Origin of the sequence: Shewanella sp. SM74 (assembly GCF_025653725.1) — a bacterium.
Classification (GTDB): Bacteria; Pseudomonadota; Gammaproteobacteria; order Enterobacterales; family Shewanellaceae; genus Shewanella; species Shewanella oncorhynchi.
Map to the genome: position 1 here is coordinate 83,580 of NZ_JAKKRZ010000006.1, position 13,966 is coordinate 97,545.

Annotated in this window: 12 protein-coding genes and 1 pseudogene; 11 read left to right on the forward strand and 2 right to left on the reverse strand. The window is 45.9% G+C overall.

Going from position 1 to position 13,966, the window contains the following annotated elements; all coding sequences use genetic code 11:
* Positions 1-315: 315 nt before the first annotated feature.
* The 5 genes and pseudogenes from L5M49_RS08205 to L5M49_RS08225 all read left to right on the forward strand — a co-directional run bounded on the left by L5M49_RS08205 (position 316) and on the right by L5M49_RS08225 (position 4,438).
* On the forward strand, positions 316-735 hold the full coding sequence (locus L5M49_RS08205; RefSeq protein ID WP_011919768.1) for a tetratricopeptide repeat protein: 420 nt from the start codon (positions 316-318) through the stop codon (positions 733-735).
* Between the two features lie 134 nt (positions 736-869).
* A pseudogene (locus L5M49_RS08210) lies at positions 870-1,070 on the forward strand (IS6 family transposase); the annotation flags it as partial.
* Positions 1,071-1,135: 65 nt separating this feature from the next.
* A complete protein-coding gene (locus tag L5M49_RS08215; protein ID WP_263265812.1) occupies positions 1,136-1,771 on the forward strand; it encodes an IS6 family transposase in 636 nt (211 codons plus the stop codon).
* Positions 1,772-2,328: 557 nt separating this feature from the next.
* The gene (locus L5M49_RS08220) at positions 2,329-3,303 is read left to right on the forward strand and encodes a DUF1852 domain-containing protein (protein ID WP_011847443.1); all 975 of its coding nucleotides are present in this window, start codon (positions 2,329-2,331) and stop codon (positions 3,301-3,303) included.
* 55 nt (positions 3,304-3,358) lie between these two features.
* Entirely contained in the window at positions 3,359-4,438 is a 1,080-nt protein-coding gene (locus L5M49_RS08225; protein WP_012089815.1) for a methionine synthase, read from the forward strand.
* Positions 4,439-4,616: 178 nt separating this feature from the next.
* Here the strand turns inward: L5M49_RS08225 and L5M49_RS08230 are convergent, their stop codons facing one another.
* Both L5M49_RS08230 and aguA read right to left on the reverse strand, forming a co-directional pair.
* Positions 4,617-6,323, reverse strand: a complete 1,707-nt coding sequence (locus L5M49_RS08230; protein ID WP_263265861.1) for an amidase — start codon at positions 6,321-6,323, stop codon at positions 4,617-4,619.
* A gap of 77 nt (positions 6,324-6,400) precedes the next feature.
* A complete protein-coding gene (gene aguA / locus L5M49_RS08235; protein ID WP_263265813.1) occupies positions 6,401-7,513 on the reverse strand; it encodes an agmatine deiminase in 1,113 nt (370 codons plus the stop codon).
* 545 nt (positions 7,514-8,058) lie between these two features.
* On the opposite strand from aguA, the gene mazG reads away from it, so the two are divergent.
* The 6 genes from mazG to ispF all read left to right on the forward strand — a co-directional run bounded on the left by mazG (position 8,059) and on the right by ispF (position 13,961).
* A complete protein-coding gene (mazG, locus tag L5M49_RS08240; RefSeq protein WP_263265814.1) occupies positions 8,059-8,955 on the forward strand; it encodes a nucleoside triphosphate pyrophosphohydrolase in 897 nt (298 codons plus the stop codon).
* 116 nt (positions 8,956-9,071) lie between these two features.
* Entirely contained in the window at positions 9,072-10,709 is a 1,638-nt protein-coding gene (locus L5M49_RS08245; RefSeq protein WP_006082617.1) for a CTP synthase, read from the forward strand.
* A gap of 230 nt (positions 10,710-10,939) precedes the next feature.
* Positions 10,940-12,235, forward strand: a complete 1,296-nt coding sequence (gene eno, locus L5M49_RS08250; protein WP_006082616.1) for a phosphopyruvate hydratase — start codon at positions 10,940-10,942, stop codon at positions 12,233-12,235.
* A 99-nt stretch (positions 12,236-12,334) separates the two neighbouring features.
* Complete coding sequence (gene ftsB / locus L5M49_RS08255; protein WP_263265815.1) at positions 12,335-12,634, forward strand: cell division protein FtsB; 300 nt, start codon at positions 12,335-12,337, stop codon at positions 12,632-12,634.
* A gap of 12 nt (positions 12,635-12,646) precedes the next feature.
* Positions 12,647-13,438, forward strand: a complete 792-nt coding sequence (gene ispD / locus L5M49_RS08260) for a 2-C-methyl-D-erythritol 4-phosphate cytidylyltransferase (RefSeq protein WP_263265816.1) — start codon at positions 12,647-12,649, stop codon at positions 13,436-13,438.
* A gap of 37 nt (positions 13,439-13,475) precedes the next feature.
* Positions 13,476-13,961: a 2-C-methyl-D-erythritol 2,4-cyclodiphosphate synthase gene (ispF, locus tag L5M49_RS08265; RefSeq protein WP_263265817.1), complete on the forward strand. Its 486-nt coding sequence runs from the start codon at positions 13,476-13,478 to the stop codon at positions 13,959-13,961.
* The last annotated feature ends 5 nt before the right edge of the window (positions 13,962-13,966 follow it).

Below are 13,966 nucleotides of genomic sequence, written 5' to 3' on the forward strand. Positions count from 1 at the left end.
CTCTCTATCTCGCTCTATCTCATTGATGATGTTAGTTAAGAGAGCATCGCTCATGATAAACTCGTTCCTCAGTTTGCGACAGAACCCTCGGAAGGTGTATGGCGTCCACTACGAGAAGCAGATATGTCTCATAGAGTCGATGCAGTAAGTTGGTGGAACAGTACCGGAAGAGGATATGGAGCAAGACCTCCTGAGGTTAGAAACTGGATGCTGGACTCAAATAACTATTACCTTGATTATTACTCTATAAACAGATCGCAAGGTGCTATGTTAGGGCAAACATATTTAAAGCCATTGATTTAAAACGAGGTTCTTATGGGTGGCATTGAATCTGAAATTGTTAAAAAAATCGAGCTTGGGAATTCCTTTGAAGATAAGGGGGATTTTAACAAAGCATTGGAGGTTTATTTTTCGGCATTAACTGATATAGAAGATGCCATTGTTGATAAATATAAATCGGAAGAGGCTCGGTGGTTAATTTCATGCATATGTGGTGTGTATTTCTTAAAAAAAGAATATCTTGAGGCAAAGAAGTGGGCTCTTGAGATATTTAAATATAACATTCCTGAGTATGGAACGTCAGAGCTAATTGATTTAGGGGTAATATATTTCGAGCTGGAAGATAAGGATAATGCTTTTGAGTGTTTTTCAAAAGCATATGCAAGAGGGAAAGGCAGAGCCTTTCAAGGCTATAACAAAAAATATTTTGATTTTTTTAAATCGTATAAAAAATAGGGTAATGCCTCCAATCAGTTGAAATGGTGCCTTTCGATAAAGGCACCAATCACTTTCTCGGGTACTGTCGCACAGTTGACGTTAAGAGTTTCATGGTGGATGATCTTCGAATATGAATTTGGAGCATCCACAGCATGACACTCAATTTTTCGGGACGGCATTATCCATCAGATATCATCATGCTGGCACTTCGCTATTACCTTGCTTATAAGCTTAGCTACCGTGATATTGAGGAAATCTTCGCTGAGCGTAATATCCACTTTGACCAATCAACCTTAAACCGTTGGGTTATTAAATACGTGCCACAACTTGAAGCTAAGTTCAGAGCAAAAAAGCTGGTTCTGTCGCAAACTGAGGAACGAGTTTATCATGAGCGATGCTCTCTTAACTAACATCATCAATGTTGCTAAACTTTTCTGGACGCCATTTCCCAACAGATATCATCATGCAAGCCCTACGATATTACCTGGCCTATAAACTGAGTTACCGTGAAATTGAGGAGATGTTCGCTGATCGTAATATCCATTTTGACCACTCAACACTGAACCGTTGGGTTATCAAATATGCGCCGCAACTCGAAGCCGTATTCAGGAAGAGAAAGCGTCGAGTATCAGGGGCGTGGCGAATGGACGAAACCTACATAAAGATTAAAGGTCGCTGGGTTTACTATTATCGCGCCGTGGATAAATACGGTGCTATTATTGATTTTTATTTGAGTGAGACCCGTGATGAACCTGCTGCTCGGGCGTTTTTCAATAAAGCTATCAACCAACATGGCTTACCTGAAAAGGTCGTCATTGATCAAAGTGGGGCGAATGCTGCGGCATTAGACACCATTAATATTCGTCTTTGGCTGTCTGGTTGCATGTTGTTTATGATTGAGGTTTTAGCCATAAAATATCTGAATAATATTGTTGAGCCAAGTCATCGAAAAGTGAAAGGTAAAATGCATCAATGTTTGGGTTGGAAGTCTTGGGAAGGTGCCGAATCAACGCTTGCTGGTGTTGAACTTTGGTTCATGATAAAGCAAGGGTAAATGAACACCACCGAAAAGATGAAACCATGGGAACAATTTTATTCTTTAGCCGCATAATTGTATCTGAGGGATCTTGCGCCCTCAAATCTTAGCTGCAAGCTCTCAGTTTGCGACAGAATCAAATATGTGTAATCGGCTATTACAAGCCGGCTCTAGGAGAACTAACTCGAAAACATATTGCTGCTCCTGCTTTTCTGCTTTTCCCTATCCCAAGTTCTGGTTAATCAACAACGCCATGCTAATCGATCATGAATATGGCTCATGTTGTATGTGAAATAAAACCGTTTTTGTTCATGTGCCGAACCACGTATAAATGATTCCAAGCGAAATATTAGACAAGCTTGAAGTTGCATCCTAGCTAAGCCATCAGGACTAAAGTCATCGGCACTTAAGTTAAAAGTAAGTCGCCCCTAAACGACTGTGAGACAACTGAGTAAGAATCTCAGGACAGAACCTCAGACAGAACACTAATAATGTCTATCAGAGTCGGGTCTAGAAGCTAGAAGCGCAGGGCATAAACTCAGGTTTGAAATCAGACAATGGGATACTGGATCACTATGAATAAGCATTTTACATTTACGATTAACAGCATTTGTCTTGATGAAAATTATCATCCCTCAGACAAGACGCGTATCACGACTAACTTTGCTAATTTGGCCAGAGGCAGCCATCGCCAAGCGAACTTACGCAACGCGTTAAAGATGATTGATAACAGCTTTAATGCCTTAGCGCATTGGGATAATCCTAAAGGCGATCGTTATAGCGTTGAGCTGGAAATTATCTCCGTTAATCTGGATATTGACGGCAGTGGTCAAACCTTCCCATCGATTGAAGTTTTGAAAACCAATATTGTTGATCATAAAACCAATAAACGTATTGAAGGCATTGTAGGTAATAACTTTTCATCTTACGTACGCGATTATGACTTTAGCGTATTACTGGCAGAACATAATAAGGGCCAAGCCAAATTTAGCATTCCAGATGATTTCGGTGGTCTACATGGCAAGCTATTTCAGTCTTTTGTTAATTCTGATGCTTACAAACAGAATTTTAATAAGCCACCGGTTATCTGCCTCAGTGTTTCGGATAATAAAACCTACCATAGAATTGAGAATCAGCATCCTGTATTAGGGGTTGAATATCAGCCAAATGAATCGTCTTTAACTGAGCAATATTTCAAAAAAATGGGCTTACAGGTGCGTTATTTTATGCCGCCCAATAGCGTGGCACCGTTAGCTTTTTATTTCTTTGGTGATTTACTCAATGATTACACTCACCTTGAGTTGATAAGCACCATCAGCACTATGGGAACTTTTCAAAAAATCTATCGCCCTGAGATTTATAACGCCAATGCTGTTGCAGGGAAATGCTATCAACCCAATTTGAAAAACTTGGATCATTCATTAACTCAAATTGTTTATGATCGAGCAGAACGTAGCCAATTGGCTAATGAGCAAGGAAAATTTGCCGCGGAGTACTTTATCAAACCCTACCAAAAGTTTTTTGAACAATGGTCTGCTAATTTCGTTTAGTCGCTCTGCGCTTAATCGTCACGCTCAATAATTAACCCAATACGGCATTAATATCATGACAACACTACTTAATAAAACACCGCTTAACAAAACATTGCTTAACCAAACCCTTTTACCGACTTCAACGGCAGGCAGTTTGCCTAAACCTGTGTGGCTGGCAGAGCCGCAAACACTTTGGTCTCCTTGGAAATTGCAAGGTGAGGAATTAATTGCAGGTAAACACGATGCACTGCGTTTGTCATTACAGGATCAACTACACGCAGGGATTGATATTGTCAGTGATGGCGAGCAAACGCGGCAGCATTTTGTCACTACGTTTATTGAGCACCTCAACGGCGTTGATTTTTCAAAACGTAAAACCGTGAAAATTCGCGATCGTTATGATGCGAGTGTACCTACGGTTGTTGGCCCAGTGAGTCGCCAAAAGTCCGTGTTTGTTGAAGATGCCAAATTTTTACGCAAGCAAACTACGCAACCAATTAAATGGGCTCTGCCTGGCCCAATGACCATGATAGATACGCTTTATGATGACCATTATAAAAGTCGCGAAAAGCTTGCGTGGGAATTTGCCAAAATTCTTAATGAGGAAGCCAAAGAATTAGAAGCGGCGGGGGTTGATATTATCCAATTTGATGAGCCTGCCTTTAATGTGTTTTTTGATGAGGTAAACGAGTGGGGCATTGCGTGTTTAGAACGAGCCATTGAAGGGCTTAAATGCGAAACGGCGGTGCATATTTGTTATGGTTATGGCATCAAAGCCAATACAGATTGGAAAAAAACCTTGGGCTCAGAGTGGCGCCAATATGAAGAAGCATTTCCTAAACTGCAAAAGTCTAATATCGATATTATCTCGCTAGAATGTCACAACTCCCATGTGCCTATGGAGCTACTTGAGCTCATTCGCGGTAAAAAAGTCATGGTCGGCGCGATTGATGTCGCCACCGATACCATTGAAACCGCAGAGGAAGTGGCTGACACCCTACGAAAAGCCCTTAAATTTGTCGATGCCGACAAGCTCTATCCTTGTACCAACTGCGGCATGACGCCTTTATCCCATCAAGTCGCAAGAGGCAAACTCAACGCCTTAAGTGCAGGCGCAGAGATCGTCAGAAAAGAACTCTTGGCATTAAGATAAGACGTGTTAAGTGCTGCTGTCTGTTTTATCGCAGCATGAGTCCAGCTTTGTTGGAAGGGTATCGACGTCGGTATTAAAAAAACGGGATTGGCAAATTGATGCCAATCCCGTTTTCATTTCTAAGCTCATGTATTTAGTGCTTACAGTTAGTGCTTAGGTTTATGCATTGTCTTGGCGCTTATTCACCAAGCTTTGGTGTGCGCGGCGGGATCATGCGCCTTTCACCTGTTGACTCAAATGCACCTGCAAATTTAAGCAGGTTATTATCGTCATAGGCGCGGCCCGCGAAGGTTAACCCCACTGGCATGCCAATATCGGCCATCACGCCCATAGGCACAGTCACAGTCGGTACCCCTAAGTGACGAATTGCGAGGTTTCCGTTTGCCACCCAAACTCCGTTGCTCCATGCAATATCGGCTGAAGCCGGATTCACATGGGCATCGGCAGGGCCGACATCGGCCACGGTTGGGAACAGCACGGCATCAAGTTTTAGCCCGTCCATCCAGTCTTCGAGATCTAGCTTACGGGTCTTCTCTAAGCCACGCAGACCATCGGGAATACTGTCGATCTGGTCATAGGATTTAAGACCACGTTTAGCCATGTTGACGTACTCTTCCATGCCTGCCGCTAAGTCACCTTCACGGTTTGGCAAGGTGCCAAGATCATGGGGGAAAATCAAATGCCCAACAACATCAGCAAGTTTGTTGAGTTTAGGGTCATTGTTAGCACGCAGGAATTCATCGAACGCCCAACCCGAGAGTTCCCATAATTCATCATGGAGGAATTGGGGCGTGACTATGCCACGGTTAAACACGGTCGGCGCGCCGGGGCGGTCGCCTTCACAATTGGATACCAGCGGGAAATCAACTTCAATCACTTCGGCGCCAGCGGCTTCCAGGGCTTTACGCGCCGCTTCCCACAAATCGATAACCGATTGGCGAGTATGGATGCGTTGACCTGTTGGGCCACCGATACCTGGGTTTTCGCTGGTTCCCGCCAATTCATCCTTATTGATGTACATGCGCGGCACCCCAAAACGCTTACCCTTCAGCGTGTCGGCTTGAGCGGCGAGCGCCAGATAGGATTCTGGGCGAACTGTCGATGCTTTAGGGATTTGAACCCAAGGTTGCAGGCGCCAAAGGTCGCCACGGGTGATAGGGTCATCGGCCACAATCACATCGAGCACTTCGAGCATATCCGCCATAGTGCGGGTATAAGGCACGACCACATCCATGGTTGGGGTTAATGGCCAGTTGCCGCGCACGGAAATCACGCCGCGAGACGGCGTATAGGCACACAAACCGTTATTGGACGCAGGGCCACGGCCACTCGACCAAGTCTCTTCGGCAAGACCGAACGCCGAGTAGCTTGCCGCCGTTCCAGTGCCCGCACCGTTGGAAGAACCCGAGGCAAAGGGCGCAGTCAGATAATTCGCATTGTAGGGGCTTTCGGCGCGGCCATAGTGACCACGCTGCATGCCGCCATTCGCCATAGGTGGCATATTGGTTTTGCCTAAGCAAATAGCACCCGCGGCGCGTAGGCGCTCGACGGCGAAGGCATCGTACTGGGCCACTAAATCTTTAAATGCTGGGCTGCCAGATGCCGCCGTCAGTCCCTTCACTAAATAACTGTCCTTAGCGGTGTAAGGAATACCATCGAGCGGGCTTAAGGTTTCGCCACGGGCACGGCGCGCATCGGAAGCCTCGGCTTCTTTGAGCGCATCGGGATTGTGCACCACTAACGCATTGAGCTTAGTCTGCGTCGCTGGGCCGTCATACGCCTCAACCCGTGCGAGATAAGACTTCACCAGCTCCACTGCTGTGGTGCGGCCAGATTCGAGTGCGTCACGCAGCTCGGCAATGGAAACTTCAGTCACTTCAAACATCTTACGCCCTCCCGCAGAAAACCAATTGTGGTGCAATAACAGTGACATCAAGCGTCATACTGTTCTCCTTGGTGTACTTACTTTCCAGAAGGGATCTGCTGGGTAATACAGTGGATATTGCCGCCACCTAATAAAATCTCCCGCGCGGGCACACCCACAATCTCATGCTCTGGGAAGATTTCCTGCAGTTTTTGCGCGGCGATATCGTCGGTTGCTGGGTCAAGCAGTGGGAATACGATGCGGTCGTTAGTGATTAAAAAGTTCACATAAGAGCCCGCTAAGCGCTCGCCCGCAGTGCGCGGTACGCCAGTGCCTTCTGTTACGCCTTTTGATTCTTCTTCGGTGCAATACAGCGGCCCTGGTTGTGGCAGCAGGTGAATTTTTAACTTACGGCCTTGTGCATCCACGGTATTTTGCAGCACATCGAGCGCGGCTTTTGAACGTGGATATTGTGGATCAGATTCATCATCAGTCCAGTGCAAAATCACTTCACCTGGACGCGCGAAACAGCACATGTTGTCGATATGACCATCGGTCTCATCCATGTACACGCCATCTTGTAACCAGATAAACTGCTTAACATTCAAATAGTCACGCAGTAAGTCTTCAATCTGTTCTTTCGTCAGTTCAGGATTACGGTTGGCGTTGAGTAAACATTCGGCACTCGTCATACAGGTGCCTTCACCGTCAACATGGATAGAACCCCCTTCGAGGATCAGCGGCGCGCTGTAACGGGCAAATCCATGTTGCTTGAGCATTTGTGCGGCAACCTGTTCGTCCTTATCCCATGGGAAGTACAAACCACCGTTATGGCCGCCCCAAGCATTAAAGCCCCAGTCAACACCGCGGCATTCACCCTCGGCATTAACTACCACAGTTGGCCCAGTGTCACGCGCCCAGCAATCGTTACTGTCCATTTCGACCAAGGTGACGTGGGATGGCATTACCGTTTTAGCTTCAGCTAAAAAGGCTTTAGGAACACCCATATACACGGGCGTCGCTCCACCAATGGCATCGGCCACCTTAGCAAAGGTCGCTTGAGCATAAGCGCCTGCAGAGCGCCAGTTATCAGGACGATAGGGCCAAATCATCCATACGGCTTGCTGCGCCGCCCATTCGGCGGGCATATAAAAACCATCTTGATATGGCTTAGTCGTTATCGGCGTGGTATCCACAGTCGCGTTTGTCATGAATTTTGTCTCCAGTAATGCTCAAATCTATAAGGGTGTACGCCCAATTTGGGGCGACAGAATAGAAATACACCTAACATAATCAAATAAATCGAATGACCGTATTCATTACGCTGCGCTCATCACGAGCATTTATTACATGCATTCATCACACGTATAGTTAGGCCGAAATTGTTAGGTCTTCACTCAGTGAGTTTTAGCTTCATTGAAATATTGCTGCGTATCTTATCATTTAAGATGGCCTGCGCTAAATACTTGTATGCAGGACATAGATGAGAATTTGTAGGGTCGTTAAGTCGTCAGTTTATTGCTCATGGGGTGAATATCATCACTACATGGCGCGAATGCTCTTTTAGTTAAAATAAGACCAGTTAAATAAGAACCCTAAGATCTGTTATTAGCATCAAAATAGCGCTTTTATGTAACCTAGCTTATCATCATCGCTTTATTATAGCCTTTCGCTAATCAGCACTGCTGAGGCGTATTCTTTTTGTTCATCCTCAGTATTTAGCCTGTTTTAGCATTTATCTTTAAAGGAGGTAAGCATGACTTCCCAAACTGTGCCATTAACTTCATTTTCGACCACTGAACCTTCTACAACGGGATTTTCTATAACAGATGTTGAGCCGCTGCTTAAGATCATGGAAAAATTGCGCGACCCACAAACAGGTTGCCTGTGGGATAAAGCACAAACCTTTCAAACCATAGTGCCTTTTACCTTAGAGGAAGCCTATGAGGTTGCCGATACTATAGAGCGCTTAGCCTGGGATGAGTTGCCCGATGAACTTGGGGATTTATTATTTCAAATCGTATTCTATTGTCAGCTCGGTAAAGAGCAGGGGCTGTTTGATTTTTCCACTGTGATTGAGAAAATTAGCGACAAGTTGACCCGCCGTCATCCCCATGTGTTTGGTGAGCAAAATCCGCAAATAGGCGATAGCGCCCAAGCGATGAAAGCCAATTGGGAGGCGATTAAAGCGACTGAGCGTGAACAAAAGGCGCAGCAAGTGGCGGGTGAAACCCAAGCTGATACTGTGGTTTCAGCGTTAGATAATATTCCGCGTACCCAACCGGCGCTGTCACGCTCAATCAAAATTCAGCAGAGGGTGGCGCGAGTCGGTTTCGATTGGGCCGAACTTGAACCTGTGGTCGCTAAAATCCACGAAGAAATCGATGAAGTCTTACATGAAGTGAATCAACCCGAGCAAGACCAAGCGAAAGTGCAGTCCGAAATGGGCGACTTATTATTTGCCGTGGTGAATCTAGCCCGTCATCTTAAGGTCGATCCAGAGCAAGCGTTGCGTCAAGCCAACCTTAAATTTGAACGCCGTTTTCGCGGCGTAGAACAGTTGGCGAGTGAGAGCGGTAAAAGCATGCAAGAGCACACATTAATGGAGCTTGATGCCTATTGGGACCAAGTAAAAGCGACAGAGACGAGATAAACGGCAAATTATCCCGATTGGTGTTTGTCGAATCGCGCCGCCTTTGGTATACTACTGCCCCGTCCTAGTGCTTTCTTACAAGCACGTATTTTCAAACTCATTTTCTCAGGTTCAGCATGACTACAAGGTATATCTTCGTTACTGGTGGCGTTGTTTCATCACTAGGTAAAGGCATTGCAGCAGCATCATTAGCTGCAATTTTAGAGGCCCGCGGTCTCAATGTAACCATCATGAAACTGGACCCTTACATTAACGTTGATCCGGGTACCATGAGCCCAACCCAACATGGCGAAGTATTTGTTACTGAAGACGGTGCAGAAACAGATCTCGACTTGGGTCACTACGAGCGTTTCATCCGTACTAAGATGAATCGTCGTAACAACTTCACTACCGGTCGTATTTACGAAGAAGTATTACGTAAAGAACGTCGTGGCGATTATTTGGGCGCAACCATTCAGGTTATCCCACACATCACTAATGCGATTAAAGAAAAAGTATTAGCAGGTGGCGAAGGCCATGATGTGGCTATCGTCGAAATCGGCGGTACTGTGGGTGATATCGAATCCTTGCCGTTCCTAGAGTCTATCCGTCAGCTCGGTGTTGAGCTCGGCCGTGATCGTACTCTGTTCATGCATTTAACCTTAGTGCCTTTCTTAGGTGCTGCTGGCGAAGTGAAAACTAAGCCAACTCAACACTCAGTGAAAGAGCTGCGTTCTATCGGTATTGCACCAGATGTGCTGGTTTGCCGTGGTGATCGTGCGATTCCTGCTAATGAAAAAGCCAAAATTTCGCTGTTCTGTAACGTCGAAGAGCGTGCGGTTATTTCATTAAAAGATGTTGATAGTATTTATAAAATCCCAGCTTTGTTACGTTCGCAAGGTTTGGATGACTTAGTGGTTAAGCGTTTCGGTTTAGAATGCCGCGAAGCGGATCTGTCTGAGTGGGAAAATGTTATTTATCAAGAAGCTAATCCAAACGGCGAAGTCGTTATTGGTATGGTGGGTAAATACATTGAACTGCCAGATGCCTATAAGTCAGTTAACGAAGCATTAAAACACGCTGGCCTTAAAAACCGCGTATCTGTGACCATCAAGTACATTGACTCACAAACCGTAGAAGCCAAAGGCGAAGAAGTCTTACAGGGCTTAGACGGTATCTTAGTACCAGGCGGTTTTGGCGAGCGTGGTGTTGAAGGTAAGATCTTGGCGGCAAAATTTGCCCGTGAAAACAATCTACCGTATTTCGGTATTTGTTTAGGTATGCAAGTTGCCCTGATTGAATTTGCGCGTAATGTTGCAGGCATGGCTGATGCACATTCAACTGAATTCAATAAAGAAACACCATTCCCAGTCGTGGGTTTGATCACTGAATGGATTGACGAAGAAGGTAACGTCGAGCAGCGCCATGAAGCGTCTGACTTAGGTGGCACTATGCGTTTAGGCGCTCAATTGTGTCATTTACTCGATGGTTCGAAAGCGGCTCAAGCCTACAAAGGCAATAGCTGTGTAGAACGTCACCGTCACCGTTATGAAGTGAACAACAAATACAGAGAGCGTTTAGAACAAGCTGGCATGATCTTCAGCGGTTTGTCTTCTGATCGTAAGCTGGTGGAAATGATCGAATTAAAAGATCACCCATGGTTTGTTGCAGGTCAATTCCATCCTGAGTTCACCTCAACTCCGCGCGATGGTCACCCATTGTTCGAAGGGTTTATTGCTGCGGCAAGTGCGCATCAAAAACGTGATCTGAAGTAAGAATATTTGAGGCCGGACCCGCGACAGTGGGGCCGGCCTTTTGCTACACTCGTCGCTACTTGAAACATAAGAATTTAATACCTCTGGGTATAAACAGCATGCGTATCAGTTGCATCTGTATGGACGCAAACCGTAAATGGAATTTTGTTCTTTTCTGCGGTATGTGACTTCCATTTATTCCCATAGGTATTGGTTTTTTCTTTTATCTTTAAACTTAAATCGAGGGTGTTATGGCTAAGATTATTAACGTGATTGGTCGCGAGATTATGGATTCTCGTGGTAACCCAACTGTTGAAGCCGAAGTGCATTTAGAAGGTGGTTTTGTGGGTATGGCTGCGGCGCCTTCTGGCGCATCTACCGGTAGCCGCGAAGCGTTAGAATTACGTGATGGCGATAAAAGCCGTTATTTAGGCAAAGGCGTATTAACGGCTGTTGCCAACGTAAACGATTTAATCCGCACTGCGTTATTAGGCAAAGATGCCACTGCACAAGCTGAGCTTGATCAAATCATGATCGACTTAGACGGCACAGAAAACAAAGACAAGTTAGGCGCAAACGCGATTCTGGCTGTGTCTTTAGCGGCTGCCAAAGCGGCTGCAGCATTTAAAGGTATTCCTTTATACGCGCACATCGCTGAATTGAACGGCACGCCAGGCCAATATTCTATGCCTGTGCCTATGATGAACATCTTAAACGGTGGCGAGCACGCGGATAACAACGTTGATATCCAAGAATTCATGGTGCAACCAGTTGGCGCGAAAACTTTCCGTGAAGCACTGCGCATGGGCGCTGAAATCTTCCATACGCTGAAAAAAGTATTGCACGACAAAGGTCTAAGCACTTCTGTAGGTGATGAAGGTGGTTTTGCACCTAACTTAGCCTCAAACGCTGATGCGTTAGCCATTATCAAAGAAGCGGTTGAACTGGCTGGCTACAAGTTAGGTACGGATGTGACCTTAGCGCTGGATTGCGCCGCATCTGAATTCTACAAAGATGGCAAGTACGATTTAGCGGGCGAAGGCAAAGTATTCGACTCGAACGGTTTCTCTGATTTCTTAAAATCATTGGCTGACCAATATCCAATCGTGTCTATCGAAGACGGCTTAGACGAATCAGATTGGGATGGTTGGGCTTACCAAACTCAAATCATGGGCGACAAGATCCAATTAGTGGGCGACGATTTATTCGTTACTAACACTAAAATCTTAACCCGTGGTATCGAAAACGGTATTGCAAACTCAATCCTTATCAAGTTCAACCAAATCGGTTCATTGACTGAGACTTTAGCGGCCATTCGCATGGCGAAAGAAGCGGGTTACACAGCAGTGATTTCACACCGTAGTGGTGAAACTGAAGATTCAACCATTGCTGACTTAGCCGTAGGTACTGCAGCTGGCCAAATCAAAACCGGTTCACTGTGTCGTTCTGACCGTGTTGCTAAGTACAACCAATTGCTGCGCATCGAAGAGCAATTAGGTGAAAAAGCGCCATACCGTGGTTTGAAAGAGATCAAAGGTCAGGCGTAATTTAAACTTTGATGTAAAAAGGCCACCACTTGGTGGCCTTTTTTGTTGTACTATCTGCTGTATATTTTTTTAATCCAAGATACTGACGCTAATTCCTCCATGAAATTTTTTGTCATTGCACTCATAGTGCTACTCGGTTTACTGCAATTTCGTCTTTGGTCGGGAGATAATAGTCTTCCTGAATATTTCGTCCTGCAAAAACAAATTGCCGCGCAGCAAGAAGGTAACGCCAAACTTAATGAGCGTAACCAAGTGCTGAAGGAAGAAATCATCGATTTGAAAAGTGGTACCGAAGCCATAGAAGAACGTGCGCGTAACGAACTTGGCATGGTCAAAGAAGGTGAAACCTTCTATCGCGTCGTGGGTGGTGAGCGCTCGGTATCGAGTCCATCTCAGTAATATGGAGTTAGGATGACAGAGCTAGGACATTTAGATCTTGGATTAAATGAACAATCCAATCCCGATAGTCAATCTGATCTGGTAACACAAATTGAATTGCAGCGCCAAGCTGAGCATGTCACTCAAGCTGTGGTTGCCATCGTTCCCGCCGCAGGCATAGGTAGCCGTATGGGCGCCGAAAGACCTAAGCAATATCTTGAGGTGTGCGGCCAGAGTATTCTTGCTCATACCTTAGATAAGCTCTTGTCTCACCCGCACATTTCCCACGTCATCGTCGCCTTACATCCGAATGATACTATCTTCAATACCCTGCCACAGGCCGCGCATCCTAAATTGACCACAGTATTAGGTGGCGGTGAGCGCGCAGATTCTGTGTTGGCGGCGCTGCAAATTGCGCCTGAGCACAGTTGGGCCTTAGTGCATGATGCGGCAAGACCTTGTTTAACCGCGACGGATATCGACAAGTTACTCGCATCCAGAGTGCAATTTCCCCAAGGCGCGATTTTGGCCATGCCAGTGCGCGATACCATGAAGCGCGCCAATAAACAGGGCGAAATCAGTGCTACTGTGTGCCGCGATAATTTATGGCATGCATTAACGCCGCAGTTATTTCCGGCAGCGCAACTCAAAGATTACCTCAATGCCGCTCTGGCGGCAGGTGCGGTAGTGACAGATGAGGCTTCGGCGATGGAATGGGCGGGCATTTCACCCGGACTCGTTTCGGGCCGTGCTGACAATATAAAAGTGACGCATCCCGATGATTTGGGATTGGCCGAATTGTTTTTAATGCGTGCCGCAAAATAGTCATAATCCAAGTAAAATAATACGTTAGGAATATTAAATGAAAATCCGTATCGGCCATGGTTTCGATGTGCATAAATTTGGTGCTGCACGACCCCTCATTCTTTGCGGCGTCGAAGTACCCTATGAAACTGGCCTAGTCGCTCATTCAGATGGTGATGTGGTACTGCATGCGATTTCCGATGCGATTCTCGGCGCATTGGCGCTGGGTGACATAGGTAAACATTTCCCCGACACAGATGCCGCCTATAAAGGTGCTGATAGCCGCGTATTGCTGCGTCATTGCTATGCTTTAGCGAGGGCGAAAGGCTTTGTGCTGGGTAATCTTGACGTCACTATCATAGCGCAAGCCCCTAAAATGGTGCCGCACATTGAGGCAATGCGCCAAATATTGGCCGCAGATTTAACCTCGGAACTTGACGACATTAACGTCAAAGCGACCACGACTGAACAGCTAGGATTTACCGGGCGTAAAGAAGGTATTGCGGTAGAAGCCGTGGTATTGATGACCCGTAAACACGATTAACTTAA